The sequence below is a fragment of the Nocardiopsis listeri NBRC 13360 genome, assembly GCF_001570765.1.
GTDB lineage: Bacteria > Actinomycetota > Actinomycetes > Streptosporangiales > Streptosporangiaceae > Nocardiopsis > Nocardiopsis listeri.
In genome coordinates, this window is the sequence record NZ_BCSH01000042.1 from 1 (window position 1) to 19822 (window position 19822).

General features: G+C 70.4%; 16 protein-coding genes. 11 read left to right on the forward strand and 5 right to left on the reverse strand.

The genetic code is table 11. From position 1 onward, the window contains the following. From NLI01S_RS26600 to NLI01S_RS13910, 9 genes are all read left to right on the forward strand, one after another. The coding region (locus tag NLI01S_RS26600; RefSeq protein ID WP_190318469.1) for an acyl-CoA/acyl-ACP dehydrogenase at positions 1-83 on the forward strand (83 nt) is incomplete at its 5' end. Positions 84-163: 80 nt separating this feature from the next. Further along, positions 164-943 (forward strand): hypothetical protein, encoded by a 780-nt coding sequence (locus NLI01S_RS13875; protein ID WP_067604429.1) that lies wholly within the window; start codon positions 164-166, stop codon positions 941-943. Between the two features lie 49 nt (positions 944-992). After that, complete coding sequence (locus tag NLI01S_RS13880; RefSeq protein ID WP_067604431.1) at positions 993-1643, forward strand: TetR/AcrR family transcriptional regulator; 651 nt, start codon at positions 993-995, stop codon at positions 1641-1643. Between the two features lie 137 nt (positions 1644-1780). Beyond that, on the forward strand, positions 1781-2209 hold the full coding sequence (locus tag NLI01S_RS13885) for a MerR family transcriptional regulator (RefSeq protein WP_067604433.1): 429 nt from the start codon (positions 1781-1783) through the stop codon (positions 2207-2209). Next, the gene (locus tag NLI01S_RS13890) at positions 2209-3180 is read left to right on the forward strand and encodes an aldo/keto reductase (RefSeq protein WP_067604435.1); all 972 of its coding nucleotides are present in this window, start codon (positions 2209-2211) and stop codon (positions 3178-3180) included. The genes NLI01S_RS13885 and NLI01S_RS13890 overlap by 1 nt, the downstream gene beginning before the upstream one ends. A 382-nt stretch (positions 3181-3562) precedes the next feature. Next, entirely contained in the window at positions 3563-5446 is a 1884-nt protein-coding gene (locus tag NLI01S_RS13895; RefSeq protein ID WP_067604437.1) for a hypothetical protein, read from the forward strand. 76 nt (positions 5447-5522) lie between these two features. Then, positions 5523-6545 (forward strand): SEC-C domain-containing protein, encoded by a 1023-nt coding sequence (locus tag NLI01S_RS13900; RefSeq protein WP_067604439.1) that lies wholly within the window; start codon positions 5523-5525, stop codon positions 6543-6545. 122 nt (positions 6546-6667) lie between these two features. Next, positions 6668-7954 carry a DUF5685 family protein gene (locus NLI01S_RS13905; protein WP_067604516.1) on the forward strand — a complete coding sequence of 429 codons (1287 nt, stop codon included), beginning with the start codon at positions 6668-6670 and terminating at the stop codon, positions 7952-7954. 142 nt (positions 7955-8096) lie between these two features. After that, positions 8097-8474 carry an ankyrin repeat domain-containing protein gene (locus tag NLI01S_RS13910; RefSeq protein WP_067604518.1) on the forward strand — a complete coding sequence of 126 codons (378 nt, stop codon included), beginning with the start codon at positions 8097-8099 and terminating at the stop codon, positions 8472-8474. Between the two features lie 86 nt (positions 8475-8560). Here NLI01S_RS13910 and NLI01S_RS13915 read toward each other — a convergent pair whose 3' ends face one another. Together NLI01S_RS13915 and NLI01S_RS13920 are read right to left on the reverse strand one after the other, a co-directional pair. Continuing rightward, positions 8561-10033 carry a catalase gene (locus NLI01S_RS13915; RefSeq protein ID WP_067604441.1) on the reverse strand — a complete coding sequence of 491 codons (1473 nt, stop codon included), beginning with the start codon at positions 10031-10033 and terminating at the stop codon, positions 8561-8563. Between the two features lie 413 nt (positions 10034-10446). After that, positions 10447-12285, reverse strand: a complete 1839-nt coding sequence (locus tag NLI01S_RS13920) for a SpoIIE family protein phosphatase (protein ID WP_067604443.1) — start codon at positions 12283-12285, stop codon at positions 10447-10449. Positions 12286-12547: 262 nt separating this feature from the next. Between NLI01S_RS13920 and NLI01S_RS13925 the strand changes: the two genes are divergently transcribed. Together NLI01S_RS13925 and NLI01S_RS13930 are read left to right on the forward strand one after the other, a co-directional pair. After that, the gene (locus NLI01S_RS13925; protein ID WP_067604445.1) at positions 12548-13039 is read left to right on the forward strand and encodes a DUF421 domain-containing protein; all 492 of its coding nucleotides are present in this window, start codon (positions 12548-12550) and stop codon (positions 13037-13039) included. Positions 13040-13167: 128 nt separating this feature from the next. Next, positions 13168-13878, forward strand: a complete 711-nt coding sequence (locus tag NLI01S_RS13930) for a DUF2267 domain-containing protein (RefSeq protein ID WP_067604447.1) — start codon at positions 13168-13170, stop codon at positions 13876-13878. Positions 13879-13952: 74 nt separating this feature from the next. On the opposite strand, the gene NLI01S_RS13935 is transcribed toward NLI01S_RS13930, so the two are convergent. The 3 genes from NLI01S_RS13935 to NLI01S_RS13945 form a co-directional block, all read right to left on the reverse strand. Beyond that, positions 13953-14168 (reverse strand): hypothetical protein, encoded by a 216-nt coding sequence (locus NLI01S_RS13935; RefSeq protein ID WP_067604450.1) that lies wholly within the window; start codon positions 14166-14168, stop codon positions 13953-13955. A gap of 148 nt (positions 14169-14316) precedes the next feature. Next, complete coding sequence (locus tag NLI01S_RS13940) at positions 14317-15597, reverse strand: TIGR02679 family protein (RefSeq protein ID WP_223809237.1); 1281 nt, start codon at positions 15595-15597, stop codon at positions 14317-14319. After that, positions 15594-19772 (reverse strand): TIGR02680 family protein, encoded by a 4179-nt coding sequence (locus NLI01S_RS13945; protein WP_067604452.1) that lies wholly within the window; start codon positions 19770-19772, stop codon positions 15594-15596. Before NLI01S_RS13945 ends, NLI01S_RS13940 begins: the two co-directional genes overlap by 4 nt. Positions 19773-19822: the final 50 nt, after the last annotated feature.

The window sequence follows — 19822 nt, forward strand, 5'->3', positions numbered from 1 at the left end:
CGATCTTCACCATCTTCGAGGGCGCCAGCGAGATCCAGAAGCTCATCATCGGCCGCACCATCACCGGCCTGCCCGTGCGCTAGGGGCGACCTGGTCCAGGGCCTCCCAGGAACGGAAGGGGGTGGGCGTGGACGTTCCGGATACGCCCACTACCCTTTGGCGCATGGAACCTGGCAGCGGCGCCCCCACGATCACCATCCCCCTCGGATTCAACGGTCCCGACGGATCCGGCAACGGTGGCTACAGTGCCGGCCTGCTCGCCGAACGGCTCACCCGCGTCGGTGGCACGGCCGTCCAGGTCACCCTGCGCACCCCGCCGCCGCTGGATCGGCCACTGACCGTCGAACCCGACGGAGAGGACACCCTGCTCCTGACCGGGGACGAGACCGAGGAGTCAGGCGGCGCCAACCTGATCGCCGAGGCGGTGCGCGTGGCACCCTTCGACCGCGGCGTGATCCCCGGTGGCCCCGTCTCCGTCGCCGAGGCCCAGAACGCGAGCCGGTTCTACCCCGGATTCGACGACCACCCCTTCCCACGCTGCTACAGCTGCGGTCCCGAACGCGAGGAGGGTGAGGGGCTGCGCCTGTTCCCCGGTCAGGTCCTACCGGGCGAGGGTCGCGCCAACGTCGGCAACACCGTCGCCTGCCCATGGGAGGTCGGCGAAGCGGCGGACGACGGCACCGGCACCGCCGCGTTCGCCCAGGTGTGGGCGGCACTGGACTGCCCCGGCGGCTGGTCCCACGACATCACCGGCCGCCCCATCCTGCTGGGCCGCTTCACCGCCCAGGTGCTCAGCGCACCGAAGGTGGGCCAGACCACCGTGGTCATGGGCCGGCTGGTGTCGGTGGACGGCCGCAAGGTCCACACCGGAAGCGCTCTGTACGACGCCGACGGCGGGCTCCTCGCCCAGGCACGGGCGACCTGGATCGCGCTGAGGACCTGAACCCGCCCGGCGGCCCCGCGCCGTCCCGGAACCGCTACGGTGAACCCTTGTGGCCTTCGAAGACATCCGACAGACGGTGCCCGGTGAGAACGGCGCCCCCGCCCCCCGCCGCGGACGCAACGTGCGTGGACGCGACCCCCAACGGCGCAAAGCCATCCTGGACGCCGCCGACCGGGTGATCCAACGAGAGGGTCACGACGCCTCCATGCTCGCCATCGCCACCGAGGCGGGCATCAGCAAACCCATCCTGTACCGGCACTTCGGTGACAAGGGCGGCCTCTACCAGGCGCTGGCCCGACGCCACGTGGACCCGCTCATCGAGCGCATCCGCGCCGAGCTGCACCAGCACACCGACTTCGAGATCCGGGCCCGAGCCACCGTCGGCGCGTACCTGTCGATGATCTCCCAGAACCTCAACCTGTACCGGTTCCTCATGGACAGGGCCACCTCCGAGGACGTGCGCACCCGCAGCGACCTGGGCCTCATGGTCCGTCGTCTGGGAGAGGAACTCGCCGACCTGCTCCTCCTCGAGAACCGTATCCAGGGCCGATTGCGCGCCCAGATCGCCGCGCACGCCGTGGTCGGCATGGTCCAGGCGGCGGGGGAGTGGTGGCTCGAACACCCCGAGGTCGGCGAGGACGAGATCATCCAGGACCTCACCGCGGCCGTGGTGGGCGCCATCCGCGGCAGTTCCGACTGACGACTACGGGGCGGCCCGGGGCCACCTCCTCCGCCGAACCCACCACACGCCGACCCATCGGCGGTGTTCGGGGTTCGTCGACGTTTTCCGGTCGAGGACTTGACCTGGAGCGCGCTCCAGGTCCCATGCTTTCTCCCATGAAGGACTACTTCACCCCGGGTGAGATCGCCGAACGCTTCGATCTCACCCTGGACACCCTCCGCTACTACGAGAAGGCCGGACTGCTGCGCCGCGTCGACCGCGCGCCCAGCGGACACCGCCGCTACCGCGCCGACGACGTCGAACTCCTCCACCTGGTGCGCTGCCTGCGCGACACCGACATGCCCATCTCCCGGCTGCGCGAATTCGCCGAACTCGTGCGCGAGGGCGACCACACCATCCCCGAACGGGTCGAGGTGTTGCAGAGCCACCAGCACCGGCTGAACGCGCACATCGAACGGATGCGCGAACGTCAGGAGGCCATCGGCCACAAGATCGACTACTACCTCGGGGTGCTCTCGGAACGTCCCGAACCCGCTCGGCGCCCCGAAGGTTCCATGGACACCCCCGTGAAGGAGACCGGCTGATGCGCCACACCACCATCGGCGACCGCACCGTCAGCGCCCTGTGCCTGGGCGCGATGCAGTTCGGCTCGACCACCGACCCCGACACCTCCCTGGCCCTGCTCGACCGGTTCGTCGACGCCGGCGGTACGTTCATCGACACCGCCGACTGCTACCAGTTCTGGGTCGAGGACGGCCGGGGGCACGAGAGCGAGACCTTACTGGGACGGTGGCGGCGCGAGCGCGGCATCACCGACGAGGTCTTCATCGCGACCAAGGTCGGCGCCCAGCCCACCATCCCCGGCGCCGGTCTGGAGGTCCAGGAAGGGCTGTCGCCCCGGGCCGTCACCGCCGCGGTCGAACGCAGCAGGCGACGACTGGGCGTGGACACCCTGGACCTGCTCTACGCCCACCGGGAGGACCCCCTCACCCCGGTCGAGGAGACCATGGGCGTCTTCGCCGACCTGGTCGAGCGCGGACACGTCCGTGAGCTCGGGATGAGCAACCACCGCACGTGGCGGCTGGAACGCGCCCGCGCCGCGACCGAGAACCACGGATGGCCGCGCCCGCGCGTCCTGCAATACCGCTACACCTACCTGCAAGCCCGCAACGAGGTGCCCCTGCTCTCGCCCGGGCACACCTTCGCCACCCCGGAACTGTTCGACCACATCCGGGCCGAGGCGGCTCAGGGGCGCGAGTACACCCTGTTGGTCTACAACTCGTTGCTTTCGGGGGCCTACACCCGGCCCGACCGGCCGTTCGAGTACGCCTACGACCACCCGGGCACCGCGGCGCGCCTGGCGGTGCTCGACGAGGTCGCCAAGGAGACCGGCGGTAGCCGCAACCAGGTGGTGCTCGCCTGGTTGCTGGATCACGAACCGGCCATCGTGCCGCTCGTGGGGGTCAGCTCGATCGGCCAGCTCGACGAGGTCCTGGAAGGTGTGGACTTGCGCCTGAGCGCCGAACAGCACGAGCGCCTCACCGCCGCGCACTGAGGAGGGCCCGCACGGAGAACGGGGGAGGGGCCGTGGCCGGAAGGGGTGGAAAGCGCTTTCGGTCACGGCCTCGCGCGGAGCCCGTCCAGACGTTCGCGCCCGGAATCGTGGGAAGCGCTTTCAGGCGTGGGTTCGAAGCGGGGGTGCTCCGGCCGGTGCGTCCATGGCCTCGCAGCGCGGCGCGGGGCGGGGCGGCTTCGTCGGGAGGAGAGCGCTCGGTCAAGCCGCCCTCTTCTGGCGAAGCCCACAAAATCGCACAATCAGTGCAAACGTCGCAAAGATACACGTAGCTCTGCTTTTGCGGTTTCTTGACGCTTGTGACGGATACCTTCCCTAGGGAGGCGCGCGACCGGCCGGGTCGCCAACCCGTGGGAGGGGTCACTTGCCCGAGAGCACAGAGTCGTCCGACCGGCGTTCGGGCGCCGACGGCGAGGCCTACGAGCAGATCCACTTCGCCTGGGCCGAACCCACCCTCCTCGGCCGTGTCGGGCCCGGACCCGCCGCCACTTCCCTGCCCGAACGCGACCAACCGGTCCTGCGCTCCTGGCGTGACCGGCTGCTGCCCGCCCTCACCGCCGACTACCGGTCCGCACTGCCGGGCGTCGACCCCGGCGACTACCCCGAGACCCTGTGGGCGCACCACTACCCCGACGGGCAGAGCGCCCTCGTCTACCGGTGGCCCGGCGACGTCCGCGAGGCCCACGCCTGGGCCATCGTCGGACCCACCGGCGGGCTCACCCTCTCGCGCGTCCTGGCCCTGCACGAGAACCCCAACACCCGACCCGCGCAGAGCCGCCCACCCACACCCGGTTGGGCCACCATGCGCTCCCTGGCCACACCCGACCCCTGGGAACCGACCGCCGCGCCCGGCGCCCTGCGTACCCGCGACCGCCGCGCCGCCGAGACCCGCATCGGCGACGAACCACTCCTCGTCGGCGCGATCGCCCGCGCCCTGGCCCACCCCGACCGGCCCATCCACATCACCCTGGACCCCGAACGCGCCGACCTGTGGCAGGCCACCCAGCTGCGGTTCCTCTGGGGCATGCACCGGATCCTGCACGAGGTCCTGACGCCACGGGCCGCGATCCCCGCCGCCGGTTGGAGCTGGTCCTTCTCCACCTACGACCCGGTCCTGGGAGTGGAGGACGGTCCGCACCTGGTCTTCGGGCCACCCGGTGACCTCACCTCCGCCAAGGGCCCCTTCCCGGACCCGACCCCGGCCGAGTACCTCAAGGTCGCCGACGGCCTGGTCACGGTCCTGCGAGAGGAGGGCGGCGACGCCCTGGCCGAACACCTGCGTTCCCGGGGTGTTCCCGAGGGGGCCACCTTCGCGGGCCGGCTCGACCGACTCCACGACTGGCTCGACCCGCGTCCGACGGCGTCCGCCCGGGTCGCCGAGCCACCGGAAACAGAGGCGGAGGAGGAACTTCGGGAGGCCCCCGACCCGTTCTCCGACACCGAGGAAGGACCCGAGGAACGCGAGTTCCCCGACCCCGTGGACTCCCTCGAACCCGAACCGCTCCCCGAGCCCCGGGACGACCTCGAAACGGGCCCGCCCCAATCACCGGAGCCGCCCGAACCGGAGCACCACCACGAAGCGGCCCCGGCCCCGGAACCGGAACCGGCCTGGACCAGCGGCGCCTCCTCGGGCTCCACGGTCGCCGAGAACCCCGACCCGGACCCCGAACCCGACCACCCCGAACCCGACCACCCCGAACCCGATGCCCCCGAGCGGCCCGAAGGCCGCGTCCCCGCCGACGCCCCGCCCCTGGCGGTCCTCGACGCGGCCACCGAAACGGTCGTGGGGGAGGGCGAGGAACCCCTCGACTACGCAGCCGAGACCGAACCGGAGGCCGGTGAGGGATACTCCGACTCCGACGACAACTGGCCCACCCACTACGTCGACCTGCCGCTGGCCCGTCTGGAACGTTGGCACCGGCGACGCGGGCCAGAAGGCGCCCGCACCGACGTGGCCGACGCGCGCGCCGCCATCCGGGCCGAACGCGCCGAACTCGGACGTGTACGCGGTGAACGCGACCACTACCACTCCGAGGTCCAGGAACTACGCAGGGAGATCGCTCGCTTGGACCAATCCTGGATCGACGCCGACCCCGCCGCCGCACGTAGACGTTCCCGCCGCCTGCCTCGCTACCTGCTCCTGGCGCTGCTTTTCGTGGTGATCTTCGCCGGCGGGATGGAGACGGGGGCACGGACCGACACCGGTGTCCTCGACCTGCTGCGCACCATCCCCGGGTTCCCGCTCTGATACGGCGGCTCACTCGGGCCGGGGCCGATCACGACTTTTGGAGTCGCGGGTCCTCGGCCTTGGCTAACGTGCACGTATGACACCCGACGAACCCCGACCGGTAGGGACCACCGATCTCCTCGCCCCCGAGCTGAGGAAACTGATCCACGAGCTCGACCTGCCACCGGAGATCCTCGACGACATCGACACGAGTGGTCCCGAGGAGATCGGTGAGACCCTCCTGATAGCGAGCGAACACCTCCTCGCCACCGAGCGTTCCGATCTGTCCGGGCTCCTGCTCCAGGCGGTCCACGCCCACCCGCCCACCCCCGAGGACGGGCAGTACGCCCTGTTCGACCTCATCTGCCTACACGAGGACGAGGGGGACGAGAGGGAGGCGACCCGACTGCTGCTTGAGTTCTCGGACCTGGACGACCTGGAACCGGGACCCGCCGCGCTCTTCGCCGAACAGTTCGATGCCCAGGGCGAAACGGACAAGGCACTGCGCTGCTTCGACATCGGAGCACGCGACCATTTGGCGCTCCCGGCCGCGCGGATCGCCGACCTGAGCGCCTACGAGCTGCTTCCGCTCCAGGGCCGGGCACGGGTCCGGCGGGCGCTCGGGATGCCCGCCGACGCACACGACGTGGCCACCATCGCCGCGCAGGAGCGGCTCCCGGCCAACCCACTGGAAGCCCCCGAACCGTTCGACGAACTCCTCGAATACGACGCGGAGGAGCCGCCCGCACAGATCGTCGCCGTTCAGGTGGTCTTCTCCCGCAACGCGCTGCCCGAGGCCCTCGAACGCGGGTGGGTCCGGCTCGAACGGACCGAGGCGACCTACTTCCTCGACGCCGAGCGGGAGCTGCGCGCCGAGGCCAGGGAACGGCCGGACGTGCACTTCGTCGTGCTCACCGCGGAGGTGGCCGAGGTGGTGGACTACACCGAGCGTAGCGGACTCGACCCGTCCGAGGCGGCCACCCTGATGGCGTGGAGCGAAGCCGAGGTCCCCGGTGACTCCGACCGCCGCATGTCCTGGCCGCCCGAACGCAACCACCCCTGCTGGTGCGCTTCGGGGCGCAAGTACAAGAAGTGCTGCGGGTCCCCCTCCCTGCGCTGACCCGCCAGAGCGGGCGCCAAGGGCCGATGGCGGGATAATCCGAACCGAACGCCCGTGACGGGAGTCGTACACCGTTGCGTGAGAGTCCCCAGGTGGGACTCCGTGAGGAAATGGGAGCGGTCGTGTTCGGAATCCTGCGGCCCTGTCGGCACACTCTGCCCGGCGGGTTGGCCACGGAGTGGATGTCCCACCTGTGCGGGCTCTGCCTGGCCCTGCGCGATGGGCACGGTCAGGCCTCGCGCCTGGCCACCAACCACGACGGTCTGGTCATCTCGGTACTGACCGCCGCACAGTCCCGGGCCGAGGCCGGAACCCGGGCCGTGGGCCCCTGTCTGTTGCGCGGCATGCGCACCGCGCGGGTCGCCGACGGCACCGGTGCGAACCTGGCCGCCACGGTGTCGCTGATGCTGGCCTGCGGCAAGATCAGCGACCACATCGAGGACGGCGACGGGCGCCTCGCCCGGCCCGGTGTGCGCGCTGTCGCCGGGAGGATGGCGCGACGTTGGCAGCAGGATGCGAGGGAGGCGGGCACCGGTCTGGGCTTCGACACCTCCGCGCTCACCGCCGTCATGGATCGCCAAAGCGAGGTCGAGGCGGCCGCCGGTCCGGGCACCGACGTCCTCACCGTGACGGCGCCCACCGAGGAGGCCACCGCCGAGGCGTTCGCGTACACCGCGGTGCTGGCCGAGTGTCCCGCCAACGCCGAACCGCTCCACGAGGCCGGTCGGCTCTTCGGCAGGATCGCCCACCTGTTGGACGCCGTGGAGGATCAGAAGGACGATCTCACCAACGGTTCCTGGAATCCCCTGACCGCCACCGAGACCGGAGCCGATCGGGCCCGTGAGCTCTGCGACGACGCCGTCCTGGGCGTGCGTCTGGCCTTGGACGCCACCGAGTTCGCCGATGACCGCCTGGTCCGCGCCCTGCTCGTCACCGAACTGAGCCGCGCGGTCTCCCGCACCTTCGCCCACGCGGGCCACCCCGGGTACGGCCCTGGCCCGGGTGGGTACCACCCCGGTCATGGTTCCGGCGACCACGGCGGGGGCTCGGGCCCAGGACACGGTCACGACGGGCACGGCCACGACGGGCACGGTCACGGCGGGCACGGTTCCGGTGGCGACGGCGGCCACCGGAACAAGGGCGGCTGTTGCACCTGCGCCTGTGAAACCCCGGCCCTGGAGACACCACCCCGGTCCCGTGGTTTCTTCGCCGGCTGCGCCGCCGCCCTGTTCATGTGCTGCACCTGCCAGCTCTGCTGCCGTGGCCCGCACCCCGGCCCCTGGTCGGGCGAGCCTCGGGAAGCCTGGTGCGACGTCTGCGCATGTGCGGGGGATACCTGCGGCACCTGCTGTGACTGTTGTGGCGGCTGTTCTCGCTGTAAGGACTGCGACTGCAATTGCTGTGACTGACCTCGGCCGCGGGTCACCTTGGCGGACCGGACACCCCTGCCCGGCGCCCGACCGACCACTGCGGGAAATCTCGCGGAGGGCTTGTGGAAAACCCGGCCTGGAACGTAGGGGAGGCCTGGTCGGGGCTTCTAGCATGGGGACCATGAACGAACTGTCACCAGAGCAGGTCGACCGGGTGATCACCCTGGCCATGGACATGGCCCGAGAGGGACGGACCACCGAACTCCTGGAGTTCCTCGACCACGGGCTCGCCGTCGACGTCCGCGACAACGACGGCAACACCCTGCTGATGCTCGCCGCTTACCACGGCAACGGGGAGACCGTCCGGGAACTCATCGGGCGTGGAGCCGACGTGGACCTGCGCAACGGCCGCGATCAGTCACCGGTGGCCGGAGCGCTCTTCAAGGGTGAGGACGAGGTCGTCAAGGCCCTCGTCGAAGCCGGGGCGGACCTGGACGCCGGCACGCCCAGCGCCCGCGCCACCGCGCAGATGTTCGAACGCACCGAACTGCTTCCCTGAACTTCCCTGATCCCACCATCGGCACGAAACACCGAAGAGCCGGCACGGTCGCCCGTGCCGGCTCTTCTCATCAGGACCGAAAAGCGTTACAGCTGACCGGACTTGTGGGCCTCGATGGCCTTGCGCACGCCCTCACCGTAGGCCGGGTCGGCCTTGGTGCAGTTGGCGATGTGGCGCTCGATGGTGGCCTCGGAGGCCCCGTCGATCGCACGCGCGGTGTTCGAGAACAGGGCCTGCTGCTGTTCCGCGTTCATGCCGCGGAACAGGTCGCCCGGCTGCTCGAAGTAGTTGTCGTCGTCCTCGCGGTAGTTGAACCGGTCGGCGTTGGCACCCACACCCAGGGCCGGCTCGGCGTAGGCGGGCTGCTCCTGCCAGCGACCGTAGGAGTTCGGCTCGATGCCGGGGACACCGCCCTGGTTGCCGTCCACGCGCATGGCGCCGTCACGGTGGTAGGTGTTGACCATCTTGGCGCCGCGCGGGTAGTTCACCGGGATCTGGTGGTGGTTGACGCCCACACGGTAGCGGGCGGCGTCACCGTAGGAGAACAGGCGGCCCTGGAGCATGCGGTCCGGGGAGACACCGACACCGGGGACCAGGTTGGCCGGGGTGAAGGTGGCCTGCTCCACGTCGGCGAAGTAGTTCTCCGGGTTGCGGTTGAGCTCGAACTCGCCGACCTCGATGAGCGGGAAGTCCTTCTTCGACCAGACCTTGGTGAGGTCGAAGGGGTGGAAGCGGTACTCCTCGGCCTCGGCCTCGGTCATGACCTGGATGTACATGGTCCACTTGGGGAAGTCGCCCCGCTCGATGGCCTCGTACAGGTCACGCTGGGAGGACTCGCGGTCGTCGGCGACGAGCTTGGCGGCCTCCTGGTCGGTGAGGTTCTTGATGCCTTGCTGGGTGCGGAAGTGGAACTTGACCCAGACGCGCTCGTTCTCCTCGTTGATGAAGGAGAAGGTGTGCGAGCCGAAGCCGTGCATGTGACGGTAGCCATCGGGGATGCCGCGCTCCGACATGACGATGGTGACCTGGTGCAGGGACTCGGGGAGGTTGGTCCAAAAGTCCCAGTTGTTCTCGGGCGAGCGCATGTTGGTGCGCGGGTCGCGCTTGACGGCGCGGTTGAGGTCGGGGAACTTCAGCGGGTCACGGAAGAAGAAGACCGGGGTGTTGTTGCCGACGATGTCCCAGTTGCCCTCCTCGGTGTAGAAGCGCAGGGCGAAACCGCGGATGTCGCGCTCGGCGTCGGCCGCGCCGCGCTCACCGGCGACGGTGGAGAAGCGGGCGAACATCTCGGTCTGCTTGCCGACCTCGGAGAAGATCGCGGCCTTGGTGTGCTGGGTGATGTCCTTGGTGACCGTGAAGGTACCGAAGGCGCCGGAGCCCTTGGCGTGCATCCGCCGCTCGGGGATCACCTCGCGGTCGAAGTGGGCGAGCTTCTCCAGGAACCACAGGTCCTGCAGCAGCATGGGGCCGCGCGGACCGGCCGTGAGGCTGTCCTGGTTGTTGGCGACGGGGGCACCGTTCGCCGTGGTCAGCGGCTTGGTGTTGTCCTGGTACGACATGTGTTCCTTGTACCTCCACGGAAGGCGGTGGGATCACCGACAGGTGTCGGGTCTCGTGTCACCCACGCGAGTGGTCTTCGCGGTGGAGTTCGTCGTGCCACGCTCGACGCCTCCGGCCGGGACCGCTCTGGTGCTTTCAAGTATTGAATCAGTTTTCTGGAGTGATTCCAAACTAAGAGCGGATCCGTTTTGGGGCAGGGTGTGTATCGCGGCCCGAATCGGGCACACAGGTGTGTCGTGGCTCACGCGCGGGACGCCCTCGGGTGAGGGCGAGGGGAGTTCCGGAACGGCTTCGCGTCCTACCGCACCGGCTCGGGCCCTCGCCGGTCCCGGACACGGGGAGCGGCGGGGCCGGTGAGGACGGGATGGCCCTCGCTCTCCGGCCGTGAGCGTTCCGGCTCACGGCTCTGGCGTCAGTTCGGGGTGGAGTCCGGCTCGGAGGTGTCACGCACCGGGGTCTCCTCCACCCGAGAACCGGGCGCACCCCGATCAGGGGCGGCCGGATTGTGCGCGTGCTGAGGCGGCGCCATGCCGTCCCCGACACCCTCACCCGCCTCCGGGATCCGCAGCGCCAACAGGGCCACGTCGTCCCCACCGGGATCGATGCGCAGCAGGAGTTCGTCGAGGAGGTCCTCCAACCCGAGGTGGGCCAGGTCCATGGCGTGCCCGCGCAGCTTCTCCAACCCCGTGTCGAGATGCTCATGGCGGTTCTCGACCAGACCATCGGTGTAGAACAACACCGTGGACCGCTCCGGAAGCTCCTCCAACGCGTCGGTCCACTCCAACCCCAGGTGCAGGGCGGCGCTGATACCGATGAGGGGGCCGTGCCCGGTCGCCAGGTACCGGGCGTTCCCGTTCGGTTCGATGAGCAACGGTGGAGGATGCCCGGCGTTGACCCAGTGCAGGTGCCACGGACCGCCGTCCGGCCCCTCGATACGGGCGATCACGGCGGTGGCCATGGGCGCGTCACTGGTGTTGGTCATGACCTCGTCCAAGCGTCGCATGAGCCCGCTGGGAGGTTCCTGACGATCCCAGGCAAGGGCGCGCAGCATGTTGCGGACCTCCGCCATGTGCGCCGCCGCGTGCAGGTCGTGCCCGACCACGTCCCCGATGACCATGGTCGTGGCCCCGTCGGCCAGTAGGAACACGTCGTACCAGTCCCCACCGACCTCCGCGGCCCGCTGCGCCGGTTGGTATCGGGCGGCGAACCTCAGGTGGTCGATCTGCGGCAACGGGGTCAGTAGCTGCCGCTGGAGGGTCACCGCCATGTCGCGCTGTTGTTCGTAGAGGAGACTGCTCTCCACGGCCAGACCGGTACGGCGGGCGATGTCGCCCAGCACGAGGATCTCGGCGTCGGTGTGACCGGCGCCCGCGCCGGTGCGCCCCACCGTGAGCGCGCCGAAGACCTTCCTGCTGCTGTACAACGGCACCACCACGGCGGTCCCCTCTCCCAGGACCTCGAACAACCACCGGTGCGCGTGGGCGAACGGCTCGTCCGGCTCGTTGGCCTGGACCCGGGCGTCCAACAACACGGGGTGGCTCCCGCGCAGGGCACGGGCCAACGCCGAACGCGAAGGGTGCGAGGGCGGCGGCAACGGTCCCTTCAACGACTCGTTGACATCGGGGTCGCGCAGGGAGTGCACGGACACACGCCGCATCCGCTGTTCGGCGTCCCCGTCCGGAAACACGTCGACCACCGCCCAGTCGCCCAGCTCCGGCACCAACAGCCGCACCAGCTGGTCCAACGCCTCACCGATGTTGGAGGTGGAGATGAGCAGCACGGAACTCTCCGCGACCATGGTCAGCCGGGTGGTGAGCTCCTCCAACGCCGCCAGGTGCGCGGCGGTCTGCTCCATGGCGTCCCGGTGCTTCTTGAAGTTGTGGAAGACGATGACGGCGCCTTCCGGGTGGCCCACGTCCTGGAGGGGGGTCGCCGCCCAGATGATGGGTACGAGAGTGCCATCCCCCCGCAGGTAGAACTCATCGCTGCCCTCGGCGGGCCGGCCGCTGTTCAACACGATGTGGGCGGGGCACTCCTCACGAGGAAGGTCCTTGCCCTCGGCGTCGCGATGCAGCAGATCGTGTACGTCGGCGCCGAGCAGTTGCTCCTCGTCTCGGCCCACGATCTGTCGCCCGTACGGGTTGGACGCGGTGATGCGGCCCGCGGCGTCGATGACGAACAACCCCGCCCCCACCCCGTCGAACACCGCGCGCAACATGTCGGTCTCCGGTGGTCCACCGGTGTCGCCCATAGTCTCCACCTCCGGCGGCAGCCCCGTGAAACTTCCCCTTGGCCCGTGTCGGCCCGGCCCCAGACCACATCGGGTCGCATCGGAATACCCGATCGAACGGTAGGTACACGCAAAATCTCCGTAAGTGACCAAGACGGGGAAACGGCCCTCGGGCCACGTGCCCGAGCGAACCTCCGTGTCGCCTCCGCCCGGTTCGGATCATCGGGGCCAGACTGGGGACGCGCGAACCGCAGCCCCACCGTCGTCGCCGAGGAGGACGCCCATGGACTGGAGCACGATCGTGCCGCCGAGCGAGTCGGTCCTCGAACTCATCGTGCGCGGCAGTGTCACCTTCCTCGTGCTGGCCCTGCTGCTGCGCATCGTGGGCCAACGGGAGTCCGGCGGCCTCGGTATCACCGACCTGCTCGTGGTCGTGCTCATGGCCAACGCCGCCAGCGCGGGCATGACCGGAAACGCCGACACGATCGGCGACGGCCTGGTACTGGCCGCCACCATGCTGTTCTGGAGCGTGACGCTCGACGCGGTCGCCTACCGTTGGCCGGCCGTCGCCCACCTGGTCAAGCCTCGGCCACGGCCGCTCGTGCTGGACGGCAGACTCGACCACCGGGTGATGCGGCGCGAGTTCATCACCGAAGAGGAGGTGCTCACCCAACTGCGGCTCCACGGCTACAGCGATCTCGACATGGTCGCGCGCGCCTACCTGGAACCCAACGGGATGATCAGCATCGTCCCCAAACCGGACAAGAAGTCGTGACCCTCGGGCGTCTTCGGCCGGTGGTGGGGAATCGACCGTCACCGGCGACGGAGCCTTGAGTTTGGGTGGCCGAACCACAGGTCAGGATGACCATGCAAGTCGATCATCGCTCGACGCGAGGGGGGAACATGATCGCCTACCAGGAGCTCATGGAGCACGTGGCCCGAGAGGGCGGCGCTTCCGACAACGAGGAGGCGCGACGGGCGCTGGAGGCAACGGCGGAGGCGCTGGCCCGGCAAACCGACCCGGACACCCGCGAACACCTGCGCCGACTCATGCCCGCGGCGCTGCGCGACCACATCCCCGAACAACCGGGCGCGCCGGCGATGGAGAGCGGTGAACTGTCCGAGGAGGTCGCCCGCCGCGTCGGTTGCCCTCGGGAACAAGGCGTGCGCCTGGCCGGTGCCGTGCTCTCCGGGATCCATCGTGAGGAACCGGAACTCGCCGAGGAACTGGCCTCCCAACTCCCCGACGAACTCGCAGAATGGGCCCGCGACCCTCAAGGGACGAGTGGGCGGGCCGACACCGGACAGACGGACACGCCCAGCCGCCTCGACCAGGCCACCTTGGGCCGGACCCTGGAACGGCTCACCTACTGGCAGGGCGACACCGAGGGTCTGACCAGGACCGTGGACCTGCCCGCCGACCGGTTCACACCGCTGCTGAACCAGGCCGAGAAGTCCGCGCGCGAGCTCGGCCACGGCTTCGAGCACCACACCACCGACACCGGGATCTCCTTCACCGTGCGTACCGCCTCGGTGGGCGCGGTGACCACCCGCGACATCGAGATGGCCGAGCGCATCGACGCGGCCATCGCCAAGATCGGCTCCGGGGGCTGAGGCTCCCGCTGTCCGTGGCCGAAGAAGAGCGGGACCCGACACGATCGTGTCGGGTCCCGCTCGTCGCTGTGGCGCTACTTCTTCTCCTCAAGGCGCAGGGCGACGCCCAGGGCGAAGAAGGTAGGGGCCCACTGGCCGACGAAGATGCCCCACCGGTCGGCCCGGTCGAGTTCCGCGTCCTCCTTCTTCTTGGACATGACCCAGCTCAGGAAGGCCAGGCCGATGCTGGCGGTGCCGGCGGTGTACGCCATCTCGGAAGTGAGACCGAGTTCGGACAGCTTCGCGATCATGAGGTTCCCTCGGTGTCGAGTGTGGTTCGTGGTGCCCCTGCCCGAACGAACGTCAACGTACGAGCAGGAGCAGGCAAAACATGCGGCACCCGACCGCGTGCTCACGGCGCACGAGCCCCGCACCTCCACCTGGACCCGCCGGCCCCGCTCACCCAAGAGCCACGGCCACCAGGTCGTCGACCAGCAGATCCGCCACCCGCTCCTCGGGGACGGTCACCCCCTGTTCACCGATAAGGTCGGACAACTCCGAGTCCCAGGGCGCGGGGCTCATCCTCCCCGGCGCGGGACCCAAGGCGCCGGCCTTCCCCAAAGCCGCCAGGTAGTCCCGAGCACCCATCCGCCAGGGCACCGCCCCGGTCCGCGCCATCACGTGGGCCGCGATCCGCAACCCCTCCCCATCGAAGTCCCCGTGATAGCGCACTAGCGCTCCGTCCTCGCCCAACCGGCCCAACAGGGCCACCGCCGCGCTGTTGGGCCAACCGGACACACAGACCAGTGGGGGAGCCTGCGCCCCCAACCGGCGCTGAGCCAGGGCCAACACCGAAGGGTTCTCCACCACGTGCACCACCGGGCACGTTTGCCGCACACCACCGGCCCCCGCCAGCTGGTCCAAGGTGATGGAGACGGCGTGCCCCGCGTCGGCCCACATCCGAAGGGTGGCCGCCAAGGGACCATCGCCGACGGGGCGCAAACCCAAGGCCAGAACAGAGGTGGAATGGGAATCACAATCCACCCCGAACGCACCCCACAGAGCACGTCGATCCTGGGCGTTGCCGGGCACGGGAAGCCCCCGCAAGGTAGCCAGGGCACGCAGCACCAGGGAGGGCAGCGCAGCGGTGTCGTCCAACGCGTGAGGGTCGCCGACCACACGCGCGGCGAGGGCGGGCAGGGGCAGACTCTCGGCCAAGGGAAGCACCTCCAACACGGCCAAGGCCCCTTCGCATCGCTCTCGTAGCCGAGCCACGCCCTCCCGGGGCACCCCGTCCGCGCGCAACCGGTCCACCCATTCCGTCAGGGCGGGTTGACGTACCACCACCGGATGGGCGGACAACCACGACCACAACCCGACGCGTTCCCGGGCGTGACGTTCACGCTCGGCCGCCCGGTTCCCGATCGGGCCGACGGCCACACTCGCCACCGCCCGTCCGTCCACCCCGAGCGGTGCCAGCGCCGCGTCCAACCGGTCCAGCCGCACGGTCACTCGGGAACCCGGATAGGACGAGGACCCCAACAGGTCCGCGAGAGCCGCCTGGGCCTCCTCGTCCAGGCCACGCAAGGTCACCGACCGCACCGGACGTCCCGACGACAACCGCTCGTGCACAGCCAGCCACAGGGGCAGCAGCGGTTTCGCGGTCAGGTGCGCGGGCACACCCGAGAACCCGCCTTCGTCGTCGTGCCGTTCAGGGCGAGCGTGGGGACGCTCCATCATCCCCACCCCTCACCGGAGGAAGCCGCGCCCACGCCCGGGTCCATCCGCTCGCGCGCGTCCTCCTCGCCTCCCGGAGGAGCCCCGCTCCCTTCCTCGCCCTTCGCGGTCGCCTCCGGCGCCGACTCGGCTTCCTCCAGGGCCGACCCCGTCCACACCCAACGCGCACTGGTCACCGCGTCGTCGTTCTCGTCGGGGTCGGCGGGAATCAACTGGTGGATGGCGATCCCGTCCAGCTCCGCGTAGGTGCACCACTCGTGGTCGCTGGTCAACACCAGGTCCAGCCCCAGATCGACCAGCAACGCGAAGATCTGTCCCCGATTGGCCGAGTCCACCCCCACGAACACCTCGTCCAACAGGATGAAGCGTGGCGACCCCGGGTCGGTGGCGTAGTGCGCGGCGACCGCCGCGAACAACGGCAGGTGCAGGGCGATCGCCTTCTCGCCACCGGAGAGCCCACCGTGTTCACGTCGGGTCAGCCGCTGCCACCCTCGACCGTCGTCCCGGTCCAGCTCCACGGTGAACCGATGCCAGGAGGTGTAGTCCAGCACCTGGATCAGGTGTTCCTCCCAACCCGTGGCCGAGTCCTGCGCACGCGCGTCGTCGATGCGTTCGCGCAGGAAGCCGTGCAGGGCCTCCCGGTCGGTGTCGTCCAGCCCGCGCGGGTCCCGGAGCAGCAGGGCGCGTGCCCGTTCGGTGCCCTCGGGCGCGTCCGGGGCCACCTCCCAGCGCAGCCGAACCGAGATCCGCGAGGCGGTCCGCACCCGACCCAGGCGCTCGTTCATCCCCTCCACCAGGCCGGTCGCCCGTCGGATCCGCTCGGCCAGGTGCCGTCGCGTGTCCCCGGTCAGTACCCGATCGAACAGCGCGTGCTCCTCCTCGGTCAGGTCCTGCGCCCGGACCCTTTGCTCCTCCACCAGCGCCTCGTGCAGGCCCCGCGCACCCACGCGTACACCGTCCAACAGGGCGCTGACCCGCTGGGTACGGCCCGTGGTGACCAACTCCAGGTGGGTGCGCCCGACCAGGACGTCTCGTGCGGCGTGCACGGTCTCGGCCACCCTGGCCCTGGCCCCGCTGACGCGCTCGGGAGAGTGGTCGGCGCGCTGGGAGGTGGCGGCCACCGCGCGAGCGGTGTCCAACACGCCCCGCACCGTCGCCACCTCCTCCACCGACACCTCCAGGCCCGAATCCTCGAACAGGGACGTGGCCACCAGCTCCCGGAAGTGGTCGGCGGCCGTGTCCCGTGCGGTGATCGCGGCCTCGTTCCGGTCGGCCAGGACACGGACCTCGGCCAACAGTTCCCCGTGGCCCCCTTGGAGGAGACGCTGTCGCGAACGCACCTCCCTCGCCTCCCGATCCAGCTCCTTCGACCTGCGCTCGGCCACCACCACCCGCTCCTGGACCCGACGGTGCTCCACCCCCAGCGTGGCGTCCATCGCCTCCAAACGGGTGCGAAGGTCCTTGGCCCCACGTTCGGACTCCACGGCAGACCTCGCCGCAGCCCGGGCCTCTTCCTCGGCGGTGGCGGCCTCCACCCGGGCCCGCTCCAAGTGCTCGTTCAGATCGAACAGGTGCGCCCGCCCGTCCAGCCAGTCCTCCACCGTCGTGGTCAACGAGGCCAACGCCGAACGCGCGGAATCCAACGCCGCCCGCTCCACCGGGAGACGGTGCCGGTCCGCGACCGCGCGCAACTCCCGCTCCGCCCGGACCACCAGGGGTTCGTGTTCGGTCAGGCGCCCACGCCGCCGCTCCACCTCCGTGCCCAGCAGGGCCACCCGTTCCTGGGCCGACCGCAACGCACCCGCCGAGCCCTTCGTGGCCCTGTCCGAGGGCAGGTCGGACACCTCGGCGTCCAGGAGTCGGCGCCGTTCGATCAGGGCGTGTTCCCGGTCGGCCACCGCCTCCGCCTCCGCGTCGATCTCGGCCAGTCTCGCGGTGAGTTCGCCGATCAGGCGCGCACGGTTGCGTTCACGGGCCCTCGCGCCGATCAGCGTCGGAACCTCCTTGACCGCGTGACCGCGCAGGTGCCCCGCCCACCACCGGCCGTCCGCGCCCACCCCGATGGGCTCGCCGCGTCCCGCCAACGAAGCCGTTTCCCGCTCCGAAGTTGCCGGCCGCGCGTAGGCGATCGCCGCCAACACCGCGCGCACGTGCTCGGAGGGGACGGGGGCGTCCTCCTCCACCACCAACACCTCCGTCAGTGCGGGGCCGGGCACCGGCGCCGCCACGGCCGACAGGGACGTGTCACCGACCACGTCGGGCACCGACCCGTCCGGCATCACCCAGGCGTCCAACACGCCGGAGGACTCCAAAGCGGCCTCCACCCCCGCACGCACCCCTTCGGGAACCCCCTCGGCGAACCCCACCAGCCGCCACAACGGCGCTCCGGGACGCGTCGAACGGTCGGCGGTCCGGGTGTGGGGGACCGGAGGATCGACCACCGTCATCCGCTCCAGGGCGGTGATCCGCTCCGCCACCTCGTCCCGCTCCCGTCGCACGGCCTCGGCGCGTTGACGGACCCCTTGCCGCAGGGCCGCCAACCCTTCGCCCGCCCGCTGCCGGGCGGCGGAGACCACACCGTGCGGTCCGGTCCCCGTCTCGACGTCGATCCCCGCGACCAACTCCTCCACGTCCAACGCCGGAAGTTCGACGCGGTCGCGCGCCCACGCCGCCAAGGCCTCGGCCAGGTCGGCCACCCGGGCCTCGTGCGCGGTCTCGGCGGTGGCCTCGGTCTCCTCGGCCTCGGTGAACCTCTCGACCACCTCACCCAGGTCCGACTCCAGTTCCGCGCGGCGTCGCAACCGATCCCCACGCGTGTCCAACGCCGAACGCACCTCCTCGATCAGCCCCTCCCGGTGGGTCAGGGCCGCGCGCAGCAACCGACGCGCCTGCGGCACCCCGGTGCGGGTCGACGACACCTGTTCGGCCTCCTCGAACACCCCCGTCAGGTCCGCACGCGACGCCGCCCGGTCGGTTCGGGCGCGTTCGGCGTCCACACCCCGCTCGGCCCGGGACACCTCCTCCGTCAAGTCCCCCACCCGTGTGGCCGTGGCCTGGGACACGGACCGGCGCCGTTCGCTCTCCCCGGCCAGCCTCCGAGCCTCCTCCGCGGCCCGTTCCGACTGGCTTCGCAGAACCTCGATGCCGGCCCCGGCCCGGTAGGCCTCACTGTCCTTGAGCCCTCGCAACTCCGCGGAGACCGTGTCGGAGAGCTCCTCCAGTTCGCCCTCACGCTCGGTCAGCCGGGTCAGCTCCTCCTCGGCCTCGGCCTTGCGCGCCTCGGCCCCCTTGAGTTCCTCGGAACGGCGGCCCATCTCGGTGGTGGCCGTGGTGACCTCGGCGGCGGCGCCGCGCAGCACCCTGGCGGCGTACACGCGCTGCCGGTCGGCCAGGACCTTGGCCGCCCCCACCTCCTCGGCCAGGCCCCGCAGCCGCTCCCGGTGCCGGTCCAACCGTTCGAACCCACCGGCGATGTCGGCCAGCTCCCCGTGCCCCAGCGGAGGAAGCGCGCTGGACAGCAGGGACGACAACAGACCCGGATCCAGTCGTTCGGACAGCTTGGGGGTGCGCAGCTGCAACAACGCGGTGATGAGCGCGTCGTAACGGGCCTGGTCCAGACGGGGGTAGAGCAGGGACCGCACCGCGGACCGATACTCCTCCGGGCCGGGGTGAACGGTCCCGAACCCGGACTCCTCGACCGCGACCTTGAGCTGTTTGACCGTCAACGGCTGTCGTTCGGGGGTGAGCAGGGACAGCTCCCGGTCCACCCGCCCGGTCGAGGTGAAGTAGGTCGGCTTGACCGAGGTGGTGTCCCGGGTGGCCTGCAACCGGGCGCCCAGGGTCAGGTACTCGGTGCCGTCGGCGGTGGGGCGTTCGAACTCCAACCACACGTACCCCACCCGGGTGGCGTTCGGGTGGCCGTGCCCGATCATGTTCCAGTGCATGGCGCGCTCGTTGCCGCCGAAGGTCGACAACCGGTTGGGTCGCAGGCTCGCGTCCAGCAGGAAGGGCAGCAACAGCTCCAGCGCCTTGGACTTGCCGGTGCCGTTGCGGCCACGCAACAACAGACGGCCCCGGTGGAAGGTGAAGACCTCCCGGTAGTACCGCCACACGTTGAGGACGCCCGCGCGGGTGGGGCGCCAACGCGTCTCGAAGGCCTGGGCGGGGGCGTCGGTCATGCCTTCCCTCTCACTCGTTCTCATGGGGGCCGGGTCCGGTCGGGTGGACG